Here is a 19561-nt window from a genome sequence, read left to right on the forward strand (position 1 = left end):
TGCTGAGTTCGTCTGCGTTGCCGCTTTGCCGTCTCAGTGGTGGCGCATTATAGGGAGTTCTCGCCGGGTGACAAGTGCTAATTTCAACTTTTTTGCTCGGGTGCTTACTTTCCAGGCAATGCGTTGTAAAAACCGGCTCAGCTGTATGCTAAAGCAACAAAAAACGGGCCCGCAGGCCCGTTTTTATGCACAACCCTTACTGGTGAGCGACAATTTCGCCTTCGCTCACATCCATCTCGATGGTTTTTCCTGGCACAAACGCACCGGAAAGTATCTTCTGCGCCAGCGGGTTCTCTATATGCTGCTGGATAGCCCGTTTGAGCGGACGCGCACCGTAAACCGGATCGTAGCCATTCTCACCAAGCAGTTTCAGTGCTGCTTCAGAGATGTGCAGCTGATAGCCACGATCTTCCAGACGCTGATAAAGCCGCTGCAGCTGTATCTGCGCAATAGAGGCAATGTGCTGCTCTCCCAGCGGATGAAACACCACCACTTCATCGATACGGTTGATGAACTCAGGACGGAAATGGTGGCCGACTACCGTCATTACCGTTTCTTTCATCGCCGGGTAATCAAGCGCACCGAAGCGCTCCTGGATTAAATCCGATCCCAGGTTCGATGTCATGATCACCACTGAGTTGCGGAAATCTACGGTTCGCCCCTGACCATCTGTCAGTCGTCCATCATCCAGGACCTGCAGCAGAATGTTAAATACATCCGGATGCGCTTTCTCAACTTCATCCAGTAGGATTACGGAGTAAGGCCGGCGGCGTACCGCTTCAGTAAGATAACCGCCCTCCTCATATCCGACATATCCCGGAGGTGCACCCACCAGCCGCGAAACCGAATGTTTTTCCATAAACTCAGACATGTCGATTCGCACCATCGCATCGTCGCTGTCAAACAGGAAATTTGCCAGCGCTTTACACAGCTCGGTTTTACCTACCCCGGTTGGACCGAGGAACAGGAATGAACCAATCGGGCGATTGGGATCGGATAAGCCCGCCCGGCTGCGACGGATAGCATTTGAAACCGCTTCTACCGCTTCGTTCTGGCCGATAACCCGCGCATGTAATTCCTGCTCCATACGCAGCAGTTTGTCGCGCTCACCTTCCATCATGCGTGCTACCGGAATACCGGTCCAGCGCGCCAGTACGTCGGCAATCTCAACATCCGTTACGCGGTTGCGTAACAGCTTCATGATTTTGCCTTCAGCCTGAGTGGCACTCGCCAGCTGCTTTTCCAGCGCCGGAATTTTGCCATACTGCAGCTCAGACATTTGCGCCAGATCGCCTGTGCGCCGCGCCTGTTCCAGCGTCAGTCTTGCCTGCTCCAGCTCCGCTTTAATATTTTGCGTACCGGTGAGTGACGCCTTTTCAGCTTTCCACTCCTCTTCCAGTTCTGCATATTCGCGCTCTTTCTGATTCAGCTCCGTCTCCAGCATCTCCAGACGTTTGACGCTGGCATCGTCAGACTCTTTCTTCAGCGCCTGCTGCTCCAGTTTCAGCTGAATGATACGGCGCTCCAGACGATCGAGCGGTTCAGGTTTCGAATCGATCTGCAGACGAATACTGGATGCAGCTTCATCAATCAGGTCGATCGCTTTATCTGGCAGCTGCCGGTCGGCAATATAGCGATGTGACAACGTTGCGGCTGCCACAATGGCCGGGTCGGTGATCTGCACGTGGTGATGCAGCTCATAACGCTCTTTCAGACCGCGCAGAATAGCGATGGTATCTTCAACGCTGGGCTCTGCCACAAACACTTTCTGGAAGCGACGCTCCAGGGCAGCATCCTTTTCTATATACTGCCGATACTCATCCAGTGTGGTTGCGCCAACGCAGTGCAGTTCACCACGCGCCAGAGCCGGCTTCAGCATGTTTCCTGCGTCCATCGCGCCATCCGCTTTGCCTGCGCCTACCATCGTGTGCAGCTCATCGATAAACAGAATGACATTGCCTTCCTGCTTCGCGAGATCGTTCAACACCCCTTTCAGGCGCTCCTCAAATTCACCACGATATTTGGCTCCCGCCACCAGCGCCCCCATATCCAGCGCCAGCACGCGACGACCTTTCAGGCCTTCAGGCACTTCACCATTGATAATGCGCTGAGCCAGCCCTTCAACAATGGCGGTTTTACCCACCCCGGGTTCACCAATCAGTACCGGGTTATTCTTGGTACGGCGCTGCAGCACCTGGATGGTACGGCGGATCTCTTCATCGCGTCCGATTACCGGGTCCAGCTTGCCACGTTCGGCGCGCTCGGTGAGATCGATGGTATATTTCTTCAGTGCCTGGCGCTGATCTTCAGCTCCCTGGTCATTCACGTTTTCGCCTCCACGCAATTGTTCGATAGCGTTCGCGAGTTTGTCAGACGTCACGCCGGCAGCTTTAAGCAGATCCGCCAGCGAACCGCGTGAATCCAGAGCCGCCAGAACAAATAATTCAGATGAGATAAAGTTATCGCCGCGCTTTTGCGCCAGCTTGTCGCACAGGTTCAGTACCCGCACCAGATCGGCTGAGGGCTGTACATCTCCCTCGGTGCCTTCGACCTGAGGCAGACGGTGGATTGCCTGTTCAATACTGCTACGCAGAGTGGCGACATCAACTCCTGCTGCGCTAAGCAGCGGACGCACCGATCCCCCTTCCTGGCTGAGCAGAGCGCTCATCACATGAAGCGGTTCAATAAACTGGTTATCCTGTCCCAGAGCCAGGGACTGGGCATCAGCAAGGGCTAGCTGGAATTTGTTGGTAAGACGATCCAGACGCATAATTCCTCCCGTTACAGGTCAAAACGCTACTGGAGATTAAGATGAGGTCAGGCCTCAAATTTTCAAGGTTTCTGACCTGATATTGTGAGCAAAAAACAGGCTGCGCGGATCGTCTCAGGACGTAGGGTTACTGCAGCCAGATTAATGTAGCCATACGCCCGGTAACACCGTCGCGGCGAAAGGAGAAAAAATCCTGCTTTTCTGTGAACGTGCAGCGTCGTGAACCGCTGACAGAGGTTACGCCTGCGCTAAGCAGACGCTGTTCGGCCAGCAGCCAGATATCCGCAAAATATTTTGCGCCTGCCGGACGAAAGGCCACTTCTGCGCGCGCATCGTGGGCCATAAATGCCTGACGTACTTCCGCCCCGACTTCAAACGCACCGGGTCCGATAGCCGGGCCCAGCCAGGCATATACCTCGCTGGCCGGACAGTGAAACTGCGCCAGCGTCTGTTCCAGCACGCCGTTGCAGAGGCCGCGCCAGCCTGCATGGGCTGCTGCCACTTCACTGCCATCTTTACTGCAAAACAGCACCGGCAGGCAGTCAGCCGTCATAATGGCGCACACCACGCCTGGCTCCCGGGTAATGGCCGCGTCAGCCTGGGGCAGCGCACAGGCTGCAGGCAGACGCACTACCGCATTGCCATGTATCTGATCCAGCCACTGCGGCATCGCAGAAAGCGATAATGTTTCTGCGATGTGCTGCCGATTACGCATCACGTGAGCGGGCGTGTCACCAACGTGTGCTGCCGGGTTAAGCGAATCCCAGGGGGCCAGGCTATGACCGCCCTGCCGGGTAGTGGAGCAGGCCCGAACGCGCTGCGGAGCAGGCCAGTCCGGGATGATCCATTCGCTCATAGCCAGTCCATGCGATCGCGGAACTCTTCCGTATCGGCTTTTAAGGCGTCAATCAGATCAACCATGTCCTGCGGCAGCGGAGCATGCCACTCCATTTCAATACCGGTTATCGGATGATAGAGACGCAGCATGGTCGCGTGCAGCGCCTGACGATCAAATCCGCGCAGCGTATTAATGAACGCCTCTGACGCCCCTTTTGGCGGACGCGGCCGGCCACCGTAGAGCGGATCGCCCACCAGCGGATGGTTGATATGCGCCATATGAACGCGGATCTGATGCGTACGGCCGGTCTCCAGACGCAGGCGCAGGCGCGTATGTGCCCGGAAATGCTCCATGATGCGATAGTGCGTGGTGGCCGGTTTCCCCATCGGATGAACTGCCATGTGAGTACGCTTGGTGGAGTGTCGCGCCATGGGTTCATCAACGGTGCCGCCAGCCGTCATCGTACCGATGGCAACCGCTTCATATTCACGTGTAATTTCACGCAGCTGCAGCGTTTCTACCAGGTGCGTCTGTGCCGGAACCGTTTTTGCCACAACCATCAGCCCTGTGGTGTCTTTATCCAGGCGATGTACGATACCGGCACGCGGTACATCAGCGATCGGCGGAAAGTGGTAGAGCAGTGCATTCAGAATGGTGCCGTCAGGGTTACCTGCGCCAGGGTGCACCACCAGATCGCGGGGCTTGTTGATAACCAGAATATGGTCATCTTCATAAACGATATTAAGAGGAATGTTCTGCGCCTCCCAGCGCTGTTCCTCTTCGATTTCAGCATCAATAGCCACCTGCTCACCGCCCAGAACTTTCTCTTTCGGTTTGTCGATGATAGTGCCGTTGACGCTGACGCGGCGATCGAGGATCCACTCTTTTATGCGGGAGCGTGAATAATCAGGGAACAATTCCGCCAAAGTCTGATCTAAACGTTGTCCAAGCTGTGCTTCGGACACCGTTGCGGTGAGTTGAACTTGTTGTGCCATATACAGCTTCTTCGTTAACGTTGGGTTTTACGGCGATGCCGTTTAATATAATGTGCTATCGTACTGGTCATTACCGGGAGCTATACGGACAGCTTCCGCCATAACATTTTGAGGATAATCATTTCGTCATGACGCGTATGAAACATCTGGTGGCTGCCGCCACATTGAGCCTGGCCCTGGCAGGCTGCTCCGGCTCATCTGATCCGGTTCCGGACAGCCCGCCGTCTGAAATTTATGCCACAGCTCAGCAAAAGCTGCAGGACGGTAACTTCAAAGCGGCAATTAAGCAACTGGAAGCGCTGGATAATCGTTATCCATTTGGTCCTTACTCGCAGCAGGTGCAGCTGGATTTAATCTACGCGTATTACAAAAATGCCGATCTTCCGCTGGCGCAGGCTGCTATCTCGCGCTTTATGCGACTCAATCCGACCCATCCAAATATCGATTACGTCATCTATATGAAAGGCCTGACGGATATGGCCCTGGATGATTCAGCTCTGCAGGGCTTCTTTGGTATCGATCGCTCCGATCGCGATCCTACCCACGCGCGCGATGCCTTCCGCGACTTCTCCCAGCTGCTGCGGAGCTATCCAGATAGCCAGTACGCTGCGGATGCCCAGAAACGCCTGACCTATCTGAAAGATCGTCTGGCGAAATATGAACTCTCGGTGGCGCAATTCTATACCAAGCGCGGGGCCTATGTCGCTGTTGTTAATCGTGTGGAAGGCATGATGCGTGATTATCAGGATACGCAGGCGACACGCGATGCGCTGCCGCTGATGGAGAATGCTTATCGCCAGCTGCAGTTAACGGCAGAAGCTGACAAAGTTGCGAAAATTATCGCAGCCAACAACAGCCAGAAATGAGTGAATCGTTCTTTTAAAAGCAGCCCCCGGGCTGCTTTTTTTATGTCCGCAAAGGGTCTCTGCGTTGCGGTTAACCTGTCAATCCTGCCCTGCTGCAGTGCTGGCTTCAAGCATTTTTTAAATAATCTCCGGTCTTTCTCGCAAATCTCCTGCGTTGACAAAATGTGACGTTCGTATGTGATCCAGATCACATAAATTCCTGTGTGGCGCGGTATGCTGACTCTACCCAGACGGAAATGACAGAGAGGTTTAACTATGATTCTGAACATTACCAGCAAACAAATGGAAATCACTGCAGCAATTCGCAGCCATGTCGAAGACCGTCTCGCTAAACTGGAAAAGTGGCAAGCCCACCTCATCAATCCTCACATCGTGTTGTCAAAAGAGCCCAAAGAGTTCGTAGCGGATGCCACCATTAACACGCCCAACGGTACTCTGGTTGCCAGTGCTAAACATGATGATATGTATACCGCCATCAACGATTTGATCGCGAAGCTGGAGCGCCAGCTAAATAAAGCTCAGCACAAGCCTGAAGCACGCCGCGCTGCCAGCAGTGTTAAAGATTTCATTCCGGTAGGATAAACTCTGCAGTTACAAAAAACGCGCCAGCTGGCGCGTTTTTTATTGACAGCTTTTAAGCAGTACGATTACTCTCAGAACACTTACCTGCCGGAATAAACCATGAAACATCAGCCATTTTTCTTCGCATTCTTTTTTACCTTCCCCTGAACGGGAGGCGCGTCGTCATGCGAAAATGAATGCGAAGACGAATGACAAAGCCTCCCCCACCGGGAGGCTTTTTTTTTAACTGTATTTACAGGTGAGCTTAATGAGTATCGATAATCCACTGCTGGCGCTGCGTGATAAAATCAGCGCGGTAGACAGCAAACTACTTACGCTGCTGGCCGAGCGACGGTCGCTGGCAATTGAAGTTGCCCAGGCGAAACTGACCACGCTGCGGCCCATACGTGATATTGAGCGGGAGCGAGCCCTGCTGGAAAATCTGATTTCCCTCGGTAAGCAGCAGCAGCTCGATGCTCACTACATTACCCGTCTGTTTCAGCTGATTATTGAAGATTCGGTCCTGACACAGCAGGCGCTGCTGCAGAAGAACCTGAACCATCCCCACGCGCTGGCGCCCCGTATCGCTTTTCTGGGTCCTAAGGGCTCCTATTCGCATCTGGCTGCCCGTAAATATGCGTCACGCCATTTTGCTTCATATGTTGAAAACGGCTGTCTGAAATTTCAGGATATTATTCAGCAGGTTGAGGCTGGCCAGGCTGACTATGCGGTGATGCCGATTGAAAACACCAGCTCCGGCTCTATCAATGATGTTTACGATCTGCTGCAGCAGACGTCGCTCTCAATCATTGGCGAACTGACCATCCCTATCGAGCACTGTGTACTGGTAAAAGAGACCACCACGCTTAAACAGATCAAAACCGTCTATAGTCATCCCCAGCCTTTTCAGCAGTGCAGTCAGTTTATTAACCGTTTCCCGCAGTGGAAAATTGAGTATACCGAAAGCACCGCCGCAGCTATGGAGAAAGTCGCCGCGCTTAATTCCCCGGACGTTGCCGCGCTGGGCAGCGAAGCAGGCGGTGAACTCTACGGGCTGCAGGTGCTGGAGCGTAACCTGGCAAATCAGCAGCAGAATCACACGCGTTTTATCGTACTGGCACGCAAGCCGGTTGATGTTTCGGTGCAGGTTCCGGCCAAAACCACGCTGATCATGGCCACCGGTCAGCAGGCGGGCGCGCTGGTAGAGGCCCTGCTGGTACTGCGCAATCATAACCTGATTATGAGCCGGCTGGAGAATCGCCCGATTAACGGTAACCCGTGGGAAGAGATGTTCTATATTGATGTGCAGGGCAATCTGCAGTCAGAAAATATGCAGCTGGCGCTGGAAGAATTACGTCAGCTGACGCGCTCGCTGAAAGTGCTGGGCTGCTATCCCGGTGAAAATGTGGTTCCGGTTGAACCCCGCATATAAGCAGAAAAGGCACCGCTAAGGGTGCCTTTTTTTATTGCCGGCTATCGTTAGCCGAGCGTAACAGACTGCGGCTTTCAACCAGAAAACGCTGGGCGTGATCGCCAAACCACTGCTCCACACGCTCAAAACTGTCGATGAACGCCTGCTTATTGCTCTGTTCCAGCAGTGCAATAGCGTCACCAAAGCGCTGATGATAACGTTTTATCAGTGCCAGATTACTCTCTGAAGCCATAATGATATCAGCATAGAGCTGCGGATCCTGCGCAAAGAGCCGCCCTACCATGGCCAGCTCCAGCCGGTAAATAGGTGAAGAGAGCGCCAGCAGCTGATCCAGGTTCACATTCTCTTCAGCCAGGTGAAGGCCGTAAGCAAAAGTCGTAAAGTGACGCAGCGCCTGAATAAAGGCCATGTTCTGATCGTGCTCTGCGGCGCTGATGCAGTGCAGCCGTGCTCCCCAGACCTGAATCTGTTCCAGGAACCACTGATACGCTTCCGGCTGACGACCATCGCACCAGACCACAACCTGTTTTGCCAGACTGCCGCTATCAGGCCCAAACATCGGGTGCAGCCCCAGTACCGGTCCGGCGTGCGCGGCAAGCATGGCCTGCAGCGGCCTGTTTTTTACCGAGGCAAGATCGACCAGGATGCAGTCGTCCGGCAGCACAGGCAGATCGGCGATGATCTTCTCGGTAAGATGGATCGGAACACTGATGATCACCATACCCGCATCCTGCAGCAGCCGATCGGCGCGATCCCAGTCCTCTTTATCCAGAATGCGCACCTGATAACCAGACAGCGTCAGCATCTTTTCAAACAGGCGCCCCATCTTGCCGCTGCCGCCAACGATCACCACCGGACGCAGTGAAGGACAGAGGGTTTTGAAACCTTTGTCATTCTCATGGGTATAGGATTCCCGCATCAGACGACGCAATACATCTTCAATCAGATCGGGAGATACGCCGAGCGCTTCTGCTTCCTGCCGGCGTGACGCCAGCATGCTTGCTTCGCGCTCGGGTACATAAATCGGCAGGCCGTAACGGCTTTTTACTTCGCCAACCTGTGCCACCAGCTCCAGCCGTTTTGCCAGCAGCCCAAGCAGCGCCTGATCGACTTCATCAATTTGATCGCGCAATGCGGTCAGTTCAGCCACCATGACTCTTTATACCTCGTGTGACAGACGCGCCGACAGCACTCCCTGCAGATCCTGATGGATAGTGCGCAGCAGCGTTTCGGTGGTGTTCCAGTCAATGCAGGCATCGGTCACTGAGACACCATACTTCATTTCGCTGCGCGGCTGCTCTGAAGGCTGATTGCCTTCGTGAATATTACTCTCGAGCATCAGGCCAATAATAGAGCGGTTTCCATCTTTGATCTGCGCAATAGCCGATTCGGCTACGCCAGGCTGACGACGATAGTCTTTGTTAGAATTGCCATGGCTGCAATCTATCATTAAGGCCGGACGCAGTCCTGCTTTCAGCATCTCTTTTTCACACTGTGCAACATCGTCCGGGCCGTAGTTAGGCGCTTTACCGCCGCGCAGGATCACGTGTCCGTCCGGGTTGCCCTGCGTCTGCAGCAGGCAGACCTGCCCTGCCTGGTTAATACCGACAAAACGGTGAGGCATCGCTGCCGCACGCATAGCGTTGATCGCCGTGCCGAGACTGCCATCGGTACCGTTTTTAAAACCTACCGGCATAGAGAGACCTGACGCCATTTCACGGTGCGTTTGTGATTCCGTGGTGCGCGCACCAATGGCTGACCAGCTAAACAGATCGCCGAGGTATTGCGGGCTATTAGGATCCAGCGCTTCTGTCGCCAGTGGCAGACCCATTTCAACCAGGTTTACCAGCAGCTGACGCGCAATGTGCAGCCCGGCTTCCATGTCAAATGAGTTGTTCATATAAGGATCGTTGATCAGCCCTTTCCAGCCTACGGTGGTACGGGGTTTTTCAAAATAGACGCGCATGACGATATAGAGCTGATCCTTCAGCTGCACAGAGAGATCTTTTAACTGACGGGCGTATGCTAACGCTGCTTCCGGATCGTGAATTGAGCAGGGACCGCAGACCACCAGCAGACGCGGATCGCGACCGGCAATAATGTCTGCAATGGTGTTACGTGAAGCCGCAATCTGCGCCTCCTGCTCTGCCGTTAGCGGAAAGCGTGCTTTCAGCTCCTGCGGCGTAATCAAAATCTGTTCGTCAGCGATGTGTACGTTGTTCAGCGCGTCTTTCTGCATGATGGCGATCCTTTTTACTCGTCTGTGCGGTTTGGATCCTCATTGAGGATGACACTTACTCTACCACAGGCTGTATTGCATGCAATCCACACATGTACACTATTTTTACCACTAGCAAATCATTACGCATAATATGATATATAAAACCATATTTATCATATAATTATAAATAAATGACACTATGCAGCTACCCGGAAAGGTGTAAACATAAGATTACATAGATGCAGAGCTGCGATTCGTTTTTCACTGCGCACTCAGTTAATATTCTGTAATTCCTCACAATTTATGAAGGCTGACTGATTATGCCTGAGATAATCCTGCGTCCTTTTGCGCTGTCTGATGCAACTGCTTTTGCTGAGGCAGTAAACCACTCTCTTGATACCCTGTTACCCTGGATGACATGGGCGCATGAAAATTACCGGCCAGAAGAGGCAGTGAACTGGTTTAACCTCGCCCAGGCAGAGCGTGTTAAAGGTGAAGCCGAAAGGTTTGCGATCGCAGACAGTAACCATCGTCTGCTGGGAGGGGCCGGGATCCGTTTTGCCCGTCAGCCTGGAGAGGTTGCAGCACTGGGCTACTGGGTACGCAGTGATGCGCAGCGTCAGGGCGTGGCAACGCGCGCGGTAGCGCAGCTGATAGCTCTGGGTTTTAGCCGGCCAGATATCACGGAACTGGAAATCCTGGCCGCCACAGATAACGTCGCCAGCCGCGCCGTGGCACTGCGCAGCGGGTTTACGCTTACAGGCTGCCAGCACGGGCTGATTGTGCTGCCGGACGGGCCGGTTGAGGCCGCGGTTTATCGCTTAAAGCGTCCATAAAAAAAGGGGCTGGCATTATGCCAACCCCTTGTTTGCTATTAACTTTGAGATGTCGCTTACGCGCCAAGACGCTCTTTGATACGAGCTGACTTACCGGTGCGCTCACGCAGGTAGTACAGTTTGGCTTTACGCACAGCACCACGACGTTTGACAGTAATGCTGTCAATTACCGGAGAGTGAGTCTGGAAGACACGCTCAACGCCTTCGCCGTTGGAAATCTTACGAACAGTGAATGCAGAGTGCAGACCGCGGTTACGAATAGCGATAACCACGCCCTCGAATGCCTGCAGACGTTTTTTAGAACCTTCAACGACCCATACTTTCACTTCCACGGAATCACCCGGACGGAATGAAGGTACATCCTGTTTCAGCTGTTCTTGTTCAATTTGCTTGATAATGTTGCTCATAATTAAATCTCATATCCTGGGTAAACTGATAGTCAGGGAAGATTACTCTTCCGCTTCATCGTTTTGTTGCTGCTGCTGTTCCCGCTGGAACTCATTCAGCAACCTTGCTTGCTCTTCAGTCAGAGCCAGGTTTTCCAGAAGTTCAGGTCTTCTTAGCCAGGTACGGCCTAGCGACTGTTTCAGGCGCCAGCGGCGAATATCGGCATGGTTGCCCGACAGCAGAACTGACGGTACTTCCATCCCTTCTAACACTTCAGGCCGGGTATAGTGCGGGCAATCCAGCAAACCATCCGAGAATGAGTCTTCATCGGCGGACGCCTGCTTGCCCAGTACGCCGGGAATAAACCGGGCGACGGAATCAATCAGCGTCATGGCTGGCAGCTCACCACCACTGAGAACGTAATCACCGATTGACCACTCTTCGTCAATCTCTGTATGGATCACGCGCTCATCAATACCTTCGTAGCGACCACAGACCAGAATAAGTTTCTGGTTAGTCGCCAGTTCGCAAACGCCCTGCTGGTCAAGTTTGCGCCCCTGAGGTGACAGATAAATCACCTTAGCACCTTCTCCCGCCGCTGCTTTCGCTGCGTGGATCGCATCCCGTAAGGGTTGCACCATCATCAACATTCCCGGTCCGCCGCCGTAAGGACGATCGTCCACGGTACGGTGCCGGTCGTGCGTGAAATCACGAGGACTCCAGCTCTCAATGTTGAGCAGGCCATTTTTAACTGCCCGGCCAGTTACCCCGTACTCGGTAATAGCGCGAAACATCTCTGGAAACAGGCTGATAACACCAATCCACATCGCGTTCGCCGTTACGTTACCGGATTGTCCGGAGATCAAAAACCAGGATCCCAGTCTACTTCAATAGTGCCAGTAGCGAGATCGACTTTCTTGATAACCTGTTCATCGAGAAACGGTATTAACCGCTCCTGTACACCGAATGCATCTTTCAGGTTCGCCTTAACGACGAGTACGTCGTTTGAGCCGGTTTCCATCAAATCAATGACTTTACCCATCTCATAGCCGTCGAGGTTAACTACTTTACAACCCATAAGGTCTTTCCAGTAGTAATCGCCCTCTCCCAGCGCAGGCAGCTGCGTGGAGTCAACCGTGATTTCACAATTGGTTAACTGTGCCGCCGCGTCCCGATCGTCAATGCCGTTGACTTTGATAATCAGGTCCTGATTGTGGTGCTTCCAACCTTCCAGTTCTACCTGCTGCCATTTACCAGCGCGCTGGATAAACCAGGGTTGATAGTCGAAGATGCTTTCAGCGTCTTCAGTGGAGGAAAACACTTTGAGCCAGCCCCGAATTCCGTAAGCGGCACCCATTTTGCCCAAAACGATGGGCTTAACAGGAGGCTGTGCGGCAGGTTTACTGGTCATGCTCACCACCGTGACAGATTAAGCTGCTTTTTTTGCTTCTTTGATCAGCGCGTTAACGCGATCGGAAAGCGTTGCGCCCTGGCCAACCCAGTGCTCAATACGGTCCAGGTCCAGACGCAGACCTTCAGCCTGACCAGATGCGATCGGGTTGAAGAAACCAACGCGCTCAATGAAGCGACCGTTGCGTGCATTGCGGCTGTCAGTGACGACGACCTGGTAGAACGGACGCTTTTTTGCGCCGTGACGTGCCAAACGAATTGTTACCATAACATCCTCTTTAGTTAATAAAACAACCGGGCCCCATCGAGGAACGGGGCCCGGGTGCAATATAAAAAGCCCGAAAATTTTACTCATTTTGGCGCAAAAAGCAACCGCAGTAGCATACTTTTCTGGCTGTGTAGCGATATCTTAACGGCCCGGGAAACCTGGCGGCATCATACCCTTCATGCCGCGCATCATTTTTGCCATGCCGCCTTTCTTCATCTTTTTCATCATGCGCTGCATATCATCGAACTGCTTCAGCAGCCGATTGACATCCTGCACCTGCATGCCGGCACCGGTCGCGATGCGACGCTTGCGTGAACCCTTGATGATTTCAGGCTTCTCACGCTCTTTACGCGTCATGGAGTTGATGATGGCCTCCATGCGTACCAGCACCTTGTCATCCATCTGCGATTTGACGTTGTCCGGCAGCTGCCCCATACCCGGCAGTTTGCCCATCAGGCTGGCCATACCGCCCATATTCCGCATCTGCTTAAGCTGCTCAAGAAAGTCATTGAGATCGAAACCGTCGCCGGTTTTCAGCTTTTTCGCCAGCTTTTCCGCCTGATCGCGGTCAACCTTGCTTTCAATATCTTCAATCAGCGACAGGACATCGCCCATGCCCAGAATGCGCGAGGCGATACGGTCAGGATAAAACGCTTCCAGCGCCTCGGTTTTTTCACCCATCCCCATAAACTTGATCGGTTTACCGGTGATGTGACGAATCGACAGCGCGGCACCGCCGCGTGCGTCACCATCAACCTTGGTCAGGATCACCCCGGTCAGCGGCAGCGCTTCATTAAATGCTTTAGCCGTGTTCGCGGCATCCTGACCGGTCATGGCATCGACAACAAACAGCGTTTCCACCGGATTAATGGCGGCGTGGACCTGTTTGATTTCGTCCATCATCGCTTCGTCTACGTGCAAACGACCTGCGGTATCCACCAGCAGCACGTCGTAGAACTTCAGCTTCGCCTCTTTCAGCGCATGCTTAACGATGTCAACCGGCTTCTGGCTGAGATCGGAGGGACAGAAATCCACCCCCACCTGCTGCGCCAGCGTCTCCAGCTGTTTAATCGCCGCCGGGCGATAGACGTCAGCTGAGACCACCAGCACTTTTTTCTTGTGCTTTTCACGCAGAAACTTACCGAGCTTACCCACACTGGTGGTTTTACCGGCACCCTGCAGGCCCGCCATCAGCACTACGGCCGGCGGCTGCGCATTCAGGTTCAGGGTATTATTTTCAGCACCCATTGCCGCAATCAGCTCGTTGCGGACAATCTTGATAAACTCCTGACCCGGCGTCAGGCTTTTATTGACGTCGTGTCCGACCGCGGCTTCTTTTACGCGGTTGATAAATTCACGTACCACCGGCAGCGCAACGTCCGCCTCCAGCAGCGCCATGCGCACTTCGCGCAGGGTATCTTTGATGTTCTCTTCGGTCAGCCGTCCGCGGCCGCTGATGTTGCGCAGGGTTTGCGACAAACGATCGGTTAAATTATCAAACATGCTCTCTCACTTAATACCGTAGCGAGGCCGCCTGAGCGACACAATGCGCCGGATTATAACACGAAGCCTGAGCGATCTCTGCAATTGACCGTGAGATCGTTTGGAGCATACTGCCGCTGACGCTATACTGCTTTTTTCCTTATCTCATCACTCTCAGAAAGGATCTATGTTCGTTTTCGCGATCGTGGCGCTGTTCGCCTACTCCCTCAGTCTTGCACTTATCATACCCAGCTTACTGAAACGTAACAGCGGCTGGCGGCGATTTGCTGTTCTGTCCGCCTGCGTTGCGCTGATTGCGCATGCTGTCGCGCTGCAGCAGCGGATATTTGCTATCGACAGCGGGCAAAATCTCAGCTTACTTAATATCGGATCGCTGGTGAGCCTGCTGATTTGCGCCATTATGACTATTGTGGCTTCACGTAACCGTGGCTGGCTGCTGCTGCCGGTGGTTTATAGCTTTGCGCTAATTAATCTGGCGTTTGCCACCTTTGTTCCGAATGCCTTTATCACCCACCTTGAAACCACGCCGGGCATGATGGTGCATATCGGTCTCTCGCTGTTTGCTTATGCCACGCTGATTATTGCCGCGCTCTATGCGCTGCAGCTGGCGTGGATCGACTATCAGCTGAAAAACAAAAAGCTCGCCTTTACGCAGGATATGCCGCCGCTGTTAAGCATTGAGCGCAAAATGTTTCATATCACGCAGATTGGCGTGGTGCTGCTGACGCTGGTGCTCTGCACCGGGCTATTCTTCATGGATAACCTGTTTAGCGCAGAGAACATCGATAAAGCGGTGCTCTCCATTCTTGCGTGGTTCGTCTATATCGTGCTGCTCTGGGGGCACTACCGTGAAGGGTGGCGCGGACGGCGCGTGGTCTGGTTTAACTGCGGCGGTGCGCTACTGCTGACCATGGCCTACTTCGGCAGTCGCGTACTGCAGCATCTTCTCACTTCCCACTAAGGAATTTTTCGTTGGAACATGTTTCAACCACCACGATGATTATCATCCTTGTCATCATGGTGCTGGTCTCAGCGTACTTCTCCGGCTCTGAGACCGGCATGATGACGCTCAACCGCTATAAGCTGCGGCACAAAGCGAAAAGCGGTAATCGTGCTGCACGGCGCGTTGAGAAACTGCTGCGCCGGCCCGATCGCCTGATCAGTCTGGTTTTAATCGGCAACAACCTGGTCAATATCCTCGCCTCCGCGCTGGGCACTATCGTCGGGATGCGTCTGTATGGTGATGCCGGGGTCGCTATCGCTACCGGCGTGCTGACCTTTGTTGTTCTGGTCTTTGCCGAAGTCCTGCCTAAAACCATCGCAGCGCTCTACCCTGAAAAAGTGGCCTACCCCAGCAGCGTTTTACTGGCGCCGCTGCAGTATGTGATGCTGCCACTGGTCTGGCTGCTTAATACCATTACGCGCATGCTGATGCGGATGGTAGGGATTAAAGCAGAAGGCTCCGTAAACTCCGCGCTGAGCAAAGAGGAGCTGCGCACCATTGTCTATGAATCGCGCTCGCTGATGTCCCGGCGTAATCAGGATATGCTGCTCTCCGTACTCGATCTGGAAAAAGTCAGCGTGGATGACATCATGGTGCCGCGCAATGAAATTGTTGGTATCAATATCAATGACGACTGGAAATCGATTGAGCGTCAGCTGAGTAACTCACCGCATGGGCGTATTGTGCTGTTTCGCGATTCGCTTGACGATACCGTGGGCATGCTGCGCGTGCGCGAAGCCTGGCGCATGATGACGGAAAAAAAGGAGTTCAATAAGGATCGTCTGCTGCGCGCTGCTGATGAGATCTACTATGTGCCGGAAGGCACGCCGCTGAATGTGCAGCTGGTTAAGTTCCAGCGCAATAAGAAAAAAGCGGGTCTGGTGGTGGATGAGTATGGCGATATCAAGGGGCTCATCACCATCGAAGATATTCTGGAAGAGATCGTTGGCGACTTTACTACCTCCATGTCCCCTTCTCTCGCAGAAGAGGTGATGCCGCAGAATGATGGCTCGGTGCTGATTGAAGGCAGCGCTAACGTGCGCGAAATCAATAAGGCGTTCAACTGGACGCTGCCGGAAGAGGAAGCGCGCACCATCAACGGCATGCTGCTTGAGGCGCTGGAAGAGATCCCGCAGACCGAAACGCGGGTACAGGTTGGCAGCTATGACATCGATATTCTCGACGTGCAGGACAACATGGTGAAGCAGGTGCGGGTTACGCCGCAGCAGCCGCTGAAAAGCTCAGTGGGATCGTGAAAAAAAAACGCCGCAGAATATGCGGCGTTTTTGCAGAAAGGGCTAATCAGATATGCAGTTCTTTCAGCTTCTCTGCTGGCAGCTTCAGATCTTCGTTGCGATTAACGCCGATCTCGTGTGACAGAACATTACGCGCAATCTGCTGCGCTTCGTCCAGAGAGTGCAGCTTATAGCTGCCACACTGATACTCATTAAGCTCCGGGATCTGATTCTGATCTTTTACTTTCAGAACATCTTCCATCGCCCCTTTCCACGCCTGCGCCACGCGCTGCTCGTCTGGCGTGCCAATCAGGCTCATATAGAAACCGGTACGGCATCCCATTGGGGAGATGTCCACGATCTCCACGCCGTCACCGTTGAGGTGATCGCGCATAAAGCCGGCAAACAGATGCTCCAGCGTATGGATCCCGCGCTCGGTCAGAATGTCGATATTTGGCCGGCAAAAACGCAGATCGAAAACGGTGATGGTATCGCCATGCGGAGTTGTCATGGTCTTTGCCACGCGTACTGCCGGCGCGGCCATGATGGTGTGATCAACGGTAAAACTGTCCAGTAGTGGCATACGTCACCTCCTGTTTGAAAAATTTTTTCTGAACGATGAAACTTTTCTCGTCGTTCTGCGTCTGAATATATGAAAGACGCGCATTTGTTATCATCATCCCTGACAACAGAGATGTTAATTTTGGCCACAGTGATGTGGCCATTTTCTTTTTCAGCCTTCCCGACCTGCCAGATAATCCTCAAAGCTTGTACTATCACTCGCTTCCAGCGCCTGCTGTGCAGCAACAGACTCCTGCGCCTGCTGAGTAAAATCCGCTTCGGTCAGAATTTCCAGCGGCTCCGCACAGAGCATCTGCCGGTACTGCTCCGCCAGGGCAACACCCGCGCCGGTCAGGCCGTTCTCTTTAATAGCGTGAAGAATGCGCGCCGAGTAGGTTAGCTCAGGATCGTCAAAAGAAGCTACCAGTTGATCGCAGACCTGCTGATATTGCGTGCTGCCCTCATTGCTATCCAGCACCTCCGCCACGCGACGCAAATCGGCAAAGAGCGCTTTGCCTACTTCAACCAGCGAATGTTCTGTGTCGCTGCAGCCAACGCCAATAACCTGTCCTGGCTTGCGTCCTTCCATCACCACGCGGTTCCAGTTTTTGCGACTGCAGAGCAGCTCGCTGGCGCTCAGTTCAGGGGCATCGGCCAGCGTACACCAAATCAGGAACAGATCGAGGAAGCGCGCCTGATCGGCATCCACACCTACCGGTGAGAACGGATTGATATCAAGCGAGCGCACTTCAATATACTCAATGCCGCCGCGCAGCAGCGCATCAGAAGGGGCTTCCCCGGAACGGGTAACGCGCTTCGGACGGATAGGCGCATACAGCTCATTCTCAATCTGCAGCACATTAGTATTTAGCTGCAGCCAGTTGCCTTCAGCATCTTTGACGCCCATAGCTGCGTACTCTTCAGAAGGGGTTTTGATTGCGGCCTTCAGCGCGCTCACATACCCTTCCAGCGAGTTGAAGGTAATACCGAGATTACTTTGTGACTTATTGGTATACCCCAGATCACTCAGGCGCAGAGAGGTCGCATACGGCAGCCACAGCGTATCTTTACCGTCCGTTTCAAACGGCAGCTGGCTCTCACGTCCCTGAAGGAATGAGGAGCTGATCGCCGGCGAGGCACCAAACAGATAAGGGATCACCCAGCCGAAACGATAATAGTTGCGGATCAGGCGCAGATAGCCCGCAGAGATGGTCTCTTTGCCGCTCTCAGCATCTTTCACATCTGCCCACTCCTGCCAGAAAGAGAGCGGCAGCGAGAAGTTGTAGTGCACGCCAGAGATAATCTGCATCAGCGCGCTGTAGCGGTTTTTCAGCCCCTGCCGGTAGAGGGTCTTCATCCGGCCCACGTTTGAACTGCCATACTGCGCCAGCTCAATTTTATCGGTATCGTCAACGTGACCGGGCATACTGAAGGGCCACATACGCTCTTCACCCAGCTGTTTTGCCACATGGCGATGGATATCGCGCAGGAAGGTCAGCGAACGGTCAATATTTTTATCGACCGGCGTAATGAACTCCAGCAGCGTTTCCGCAAAATCCGTGGTGATCCAGTCATGCTTCAGCGCCGAGCCAAGCGATGCCGGATGGCCGGTAGTAGCCAGATGACCATCGGGCCCGACGCGTAACGTTTCGCGTTCGATGCCACGGCCGATACCCTTTAACGCGTCGGGATGCGCTTCCAGCCAGGAGAGCGCTTTTGATACGTCCGGGATCACATTAACCTCCCGCTGTGAGAATAATTTATTTTTGTTCAGCATAATGTTAACCGTAGCCTCGAATCTGTGCGAATCAATGCCACCACTCCATACCCTGTATTGTGGCGATCGCGATAAAGATATAACGCAGCGTTTTGCCGAGAGCGAGAAACAGCACGCAAGGCAGCCAGCTGAAACGCAACCAGCCTGCGAGAACGCAAAGCAGATCGCCAGCGACCGGCAGCCAGCTAAAAATCAATGCCGCAGGGCCCCATCGGTGTAACCACGTCAATGCTGTGTCATGCCATCGCCCCTGCCCGTTCTGCGGCATAAGGCGACCAAGAAAAATATTGGTCAGGCCACCCAGCGTGTTTCCCACTGATGCAGCCAGCAACAGGCCATAAACCGATCCTTTCTGAGCAACCAGCAGCGCTATCAGTACAGCCTCTGAACTGCCCGGAAGCAGCGTGGCGCTCAGAAAGCTGCTGCCCAGCAGCGAGCCATAAATCAGGAAATCATTCATGGTAATGGCATATCGCACGTACGACAAAATGAGCCATTACTTTAGCTCAATGCGCTCAGGTTGTCGCCAGGCAGGCTTAACCGCAAATGCTTTGAAAGCATTAGGAATTTTCGTTTTCAGAAAAAGGTCAGGGAACAAAACCGGGCATAAATGGCGGTAAATGCAGCACTTTTCAAAACAAAGTACAAAAGAGAGTCAGCATTCCTATTAACGCCAGTGAACTCTGGCGGCGCTAAAATTGCTGAACAGAGACGGGTTCATTGCGCAAGCTGCTGGTACTGCCGGAGAGATTTGGAGAGCAAAGCCTGGGTACTGAAACTGTCGGTAACGGACTTAACTGAAGCATATGGGGAAAAAGCAGAGAATGGTGCATCCAGGAGGATTCGAACCTCCGACCGCTCGGTTCGTAGCCGAGTACTCTATCCAGCTGAGCTATGG

Annotated in this window: 20 protein-coding genes and 1 other annotated feature; of the genes, 7 read left to right on the forward strand and 13 right to left on the reverse strand. The window is 53.5% G+C overall.

Features of this window, described 5'->3' with window-relative positions; translation table 11 throughout:
* Positions 1–196: 196 nt before the first annotated feature.
* The 3 genes from clpB to rluD all read right to left on the reverse strand — a co-directional run bounded on the left by clpB (position 197) and on the right by rluD (position 4603).
* Positions 197–2770 carry an ATP-dependent chaperone ClpB gene (clpB, locus tag AC2CF9_RS16125; protein WP_484557461.1) on the reverse strand — a complete coding sequence of 858 codons (2574 nt, stop codon included), beginning with the start codon at positions 2768–2770 and terminating at the stop codon, positions 197–199.
* 127 nt (positions 2771–2897) lie between these two features.
* The gene (yfiH, locus tag AC2CF9_RS16130) at positions 2898–3626 is read right to left on the reverse strand and encodes a purine nucleoside phosphorylase YfiH (protein ID WP_484557462.1); all 729 of its coding nucleotides are present in this window, start codon (positions 3624–3626) and stop codon (positions 2898–2900) included.
* Positions 3623–4603 carry a 23S rRNA pseudouridine(1911/1915/1917) synthase RluD gene (rluD, locus tag AC2CF9_RS16135; protein ID WP_071668525.1) on the reverse strand — a complete coding sequence of 327 codons (981 nt, stop codon included), beginning with the start codon at positions 4601–4603 and terminating at the stop codon, positions 3623–3625. The genes yfiH and rluD overlap by 4 nt, the downstream gene beginning before the upstream one ends.
* Positions 4604–4731: 128 nt before the next feature.
* Between rluD and bamD the strand changes: the two genes are divergently transcribed.
* From bamD to pheA, 4 genes are all read left to right on the forward strand, one after another.
* Positions 4732–5469, forward strand: coding sequence for an outer membrane protein assembly factor BamD (gene bamD, locus AC2CF9_RS16140; protein ID WP_150018790.1), 738 nt, complete (start codon positions 4732–4734; stop codon positions 5467–5469).
* A gap of 255 nt (positions 5470–5724) precedes the next feature.
* Positions 5725–6051: a ribosome-associated translation inhibitor RaiA gene (gene raiA / locus AC2CF9_RS16145; protein WP_484557463.1), complete on the forward strand. Its 327-nt coding sequence runs from the start codon at positions 5725–5727 to the stop codon at positions 6049–6051.
* 98 nt (positions 6052–6149) lie between these two features.
* Positions 6150–6275, forward strand: a sequence feature (Phe leader region).
* Positions 6151–6198 carry a pheA operon leader peptide PheL gene (pheL, locus tag AC2CF9_RS16150; RefSeq protein WP_104085515.1) on the forward strand — a complete coding sequence of 16 codons (48 nt, stop codon included), beginning with the start codon at positions 6151–6153 and terminating at the stop codon, positions 6196–6198. (Overlaps the previous feature by 48 nt.)
* A gap of 23 nt (positions 6276–6298) precedes the next feature.
* Positions 6299–7462, forward strand: a complete 1164-nt coding sequence (pheA, locus tag AC2CF9_RS16155; RefSeq protein WP_150018791.1) for a bifunctional chorismate mutase/prephenate dehydratase — start codon at positions 6299–6301, stop codon at positions 7460–7462.
* A gap of 31 nt (positions 7463–7493) precedes the next feature.
* Here pheA and tyrA read toward each other — a convergent pair whose 3' ends face one another.
* Together tyrA and AC2CF9_RS16165 are read right to left on the reverse strand one after the other, a co-directional pair.
* Complete coding sequence (gene tyrA / locus AC2CF9_RS16160; protein ID WP_150018792.1) at positions 7494–8615, reverse strand: bifunctional chorismate mutase/prephenate dehydrogenase; 1122 nt, start codon at positions 8613–8615, stop codon at positions 7494–7496.
* Positions 8616–8621: 6 nt separating this feature from the next.
* The gene (locus tag AC2CF9_RS16165; protein ID WP_150018793.1) at positions 8622–9701 is read right to left on the reverse strand and encodes a 3-deoxy-7-phosphoheptulonate synthase; all 1080 of its coding nucleotides are present in this window, start codon (positions 9699–9701) and stop codon (positions 8622–8624) included.
* A gap of 302 nt (positions 9702–10003) precedes the next feature.
* Here AC2CF9_RS16165 and AC2CF9_RS16170 point away from each other — a divergent pair, with 302 nt between their 5' ends.
* Positions 10004–10519 carry a GNAT family N-acetyltransferase gene (locus AC2CF9_RS16170; RefSeq protein WP_150018794.1) on the forward strand — a complete coding sequence of 172 codons (516 nt, stop codon included), beginning with the start codon at positions 10004–10006 and terminating at the stop codon, positions 10517–10519.
* Positions 10520–10575: 56 nt separating this feature from the next.
* Here AC2CF9_RS16170 and rplS read toward each other — a convergent pair whose 3' ends face one another.
* The 5 genes from rplS to ffh all read right to left on the reverse strand — a co-directional run bounded on the left by rplS (position 10576) and on the right by ffh (position 14087).
* The gene (gene rplS / locus AC2CF9_RS16175) at positions 10576–10926 is read right to left on the reverse strand and encodes a 50S ribosomal protein L19 (protein ID WP_039379805.1); all 351 of its coding nucleotides are present in this window, start codon (positions 10924–10926) and stop codon (positions 10576–10578) included.
* A gap of 42 nt (positions 10927–10968) precedes the next feature.
* Positions 10969–11733 (reverse strand): tRNA (guanosine(37)-N1)-methyltransferase TrmD, encoded by a 765-nt coding sequence (trmD, locus tag AC2CF9_RS16180; RefSeq protein WP_052246437.1) that lies wholly within the window; start codon positions 11731–11733, stop codon positions 10969–10971.
* A 35-nt stretch (positions 11734–11768) separates the two neighbouring features.
* Entirely contained in the window at positions 11769–12317 is a 549-nt protein-coding gene (gene rimM, locus AC2CF9_RS16185) for a ribosome maturation factor RimM (protein WP_484557464.1), read from the reverse strand.
* A gap of 18 nt (positions 12318–12335) precedes the next feature.
* The gene (rpsP, locus tag AC2CF9_RS16190) at positions 12336–12584 is read right to left on the reverse strand and encodes a 30S ribosomal protein S16 (RefSeq protein ID WP_007893313.1); all 249 of its coding nucleotides are present in this window, start codon (positions 12582–12584) and stop codon (positions 12336–12338) included.
* Positions 12585–12725: 141 nt separating this feature from the next.
* Positions 12726–14087 (reverse strand): signal recognition particle protein, encoded by a 1362-nt coding sequence (gene ffh / locus AC2CF9_RS16195; RefSeq protein ID WP_039379813.1) that lies wholly within the window; start codon positions 14085–14087, stop codon positions 12726–12728.
* A gap of 166 nt (positions 14088–14253) precedes the next feature.
* On the opposite strand from ffh, the gene AC2CF9_RS16200 reads away from it, so the two are divergent.
* Together AC2CF9_RS16200 and AC2CF9_RS16205 are read left to right on the forward strand one after the other, a co-directional pair.
* Entirely contained in the window at positions 14254–15048 is a 795-nt protein-coding gene (locus AC2CF9_RS16200; protein ID WP_039379815.1) for a cytochrome C assembly family protein, read from the forward strand.
* Positions 15049–15059: 11 nt separating this feature from the next.
* The gene (locus tag AC2CF9_RS16205; RefSeq protein ID WP_150018795.1) at positions 15060–16346 is read left to right on the forward strand and encodes an HlyC/CorC family transporter; all 1287 of its coding nucleotides are present in this window, start codon (positions 15060–15062) and stop codon (positions 16344–16346) included.
* A gap of 46 nt (positions 16347–16392) precedes the next feature.
* On the opposite strand, the gene luxS is transcribed toward AC2CF9_RS16205, so the two are convergent.
* From luxS to AC2CF9_RS16220, 3 genes are all read right to left on the reverse strand, one after another.
* On the reverse strand, positions 16393–16908 hold the full coding sequence (gene luxS, locus AC2CF9_RS16210; protein ID WP_145339632.1) for an S-ribosylhomocysteine lyase: 516 nt from the start codon (positions 16906–16908) through the stop codon (positions 16393–16395).
* Positions 16909–17058: 150 nt separating this feature from the next.
* A complete protein-coding gene (gene gshA, locus AC2CF9_RS16215; protein ID WP_150018796.1) occupies positions 17059–18663 on the reverse strand; it encodes a glutamate--cysteine ligase in 1605 nt (534 codons plus the stop codon).
* A gap of 31 nt (positions 18664–18694) precedes the next feature.
* Complete coding sequence (locus AC2CF9_RS16220) at positions 18695–19123, reverse strand: YqaA family protein (protein ID WP_145339640.1); 429 nt, start codon at positions 19121–19123, stop codon at positions 18695–18697.
* Positions 19124–19561: the final 438 nt, after the last annotated feature.

This window comes from Pantoea sp. SYBGC1 (assembly GCF_057197005.1).

Coding starts and splice junctions, on each gene's coding strand:
- AC2CF9_RS16200 (WP_039379815.1), top strand. CDS start 14,254: ATGTTCGTTTTCGCGATCGTGGCGCTGTTCGCCTACTCCCTCAGTCTT.
- rimM (WP_484557464.1), bottom strand. CDS start 12,317: ATGACCAGTAAACCTGCCGCACAGCCTCCTGTTAAGCCCATCGTTTTG.
- ffh (WP_039379813.1), bottom strand. CDS start 14,087: ATGTTTGATAATTTAACCGATCGTTTGTCGCAAACCCTGCGCAACATC.
- AC2CF9_RS16165 (WP_150018793.1), bottom strand. CDS start 9,701: ATGCAGAAAGACGCGCTGAACAACGTACACATCGCTGACGAACAGATT.
- clpB (WP_484557461.1), bottom strand. CDS start 2,770: ATGCGTCTGGATCGTCTTACCAACAAATTCCAGCTAGCCCTTGCTGAT.
- tyrA (WP_150018792.1), bottom strand. CDS start 8,615: ATGGTGGCTGAACTGACCGCATTGCGCGATCAAATTGATGAAGTCGAT.
- pheA (WP_150018791.1), top strand. CDS start 6,299: ATGAGTATCGATAATCCACTGCTGGCGCTGCGTGATAAAATCAGCGCG.
- bamD (WP_150018790.1), top strand. CDS start 4,732: ATGACGCGTATGAAACATCTGGTGGCTGCCGCCACATTGAGCCTGGCC.
- rpsP (WP_007893313.1), bottom strand. CDS start 12,584: ATGGTAACAATTCGTTTGGCACGTCACGGCGCAAAAAAGCGTCCGTTC.
- AC2CF9_RS16170 (WP_150018794.1), top strand. CDS start 10,004: ATGCCTGAGATAATCCTGCGTCCTTTTGCGCTGTCTGATGCAACTGCT.
- gshA (WP_150018796.1), bottom strand. CDS start 18,663: ATGCTGAACAAAAATAAATTATTCTCACAGCGGGAGGTTAATGTGATC.
- yfiH (WP_484557462.1), bottom strand. CDS start 3,626: ATGAGCGAATGGATCATCCCGGACTGGCCTGCTCCGCAGCGCGTTCGG.
- trmD (WP_052246437.1), bottom strand. CDS start 11,733: ATGTGGATTGGTGTTATCAGCCTGTTTCCAGAGATGTTTCGCGCTATT.
- AC2CF9_RS16220 (WP_145339640.1), bottom strand. CDS start 19,123: ATGAATGATTTCCTGATTTATGGCTCGCTGCTGGGCAGCAGCTTTCTG.
- raiA (WP_484557463.1), top strand. CDS start 5,725: ATGATTCTGAACATTACCAGCAAACAAATGGAAATCACTGCAGCAATT.
- rluD (WP_071668525.1), bottom strand. CDS start 4,603: ATGGCACAACAAGTTCAACTCACCGCAACGGTGTCCGAAGCACAGCTT.
- rplS (WP_039379805.1), bottom strand. CDS start 10,926: ATGAGCAACATTATCAAGCAAATTGAACAAGAACAGCTGAAACAGGAT.
- luxS (WP_145339632.1), bottom strand. CDS start 16,908: ATGCCACTACTGGACAGTTTTACCGTTGATCACACCATCATGGCCGCG.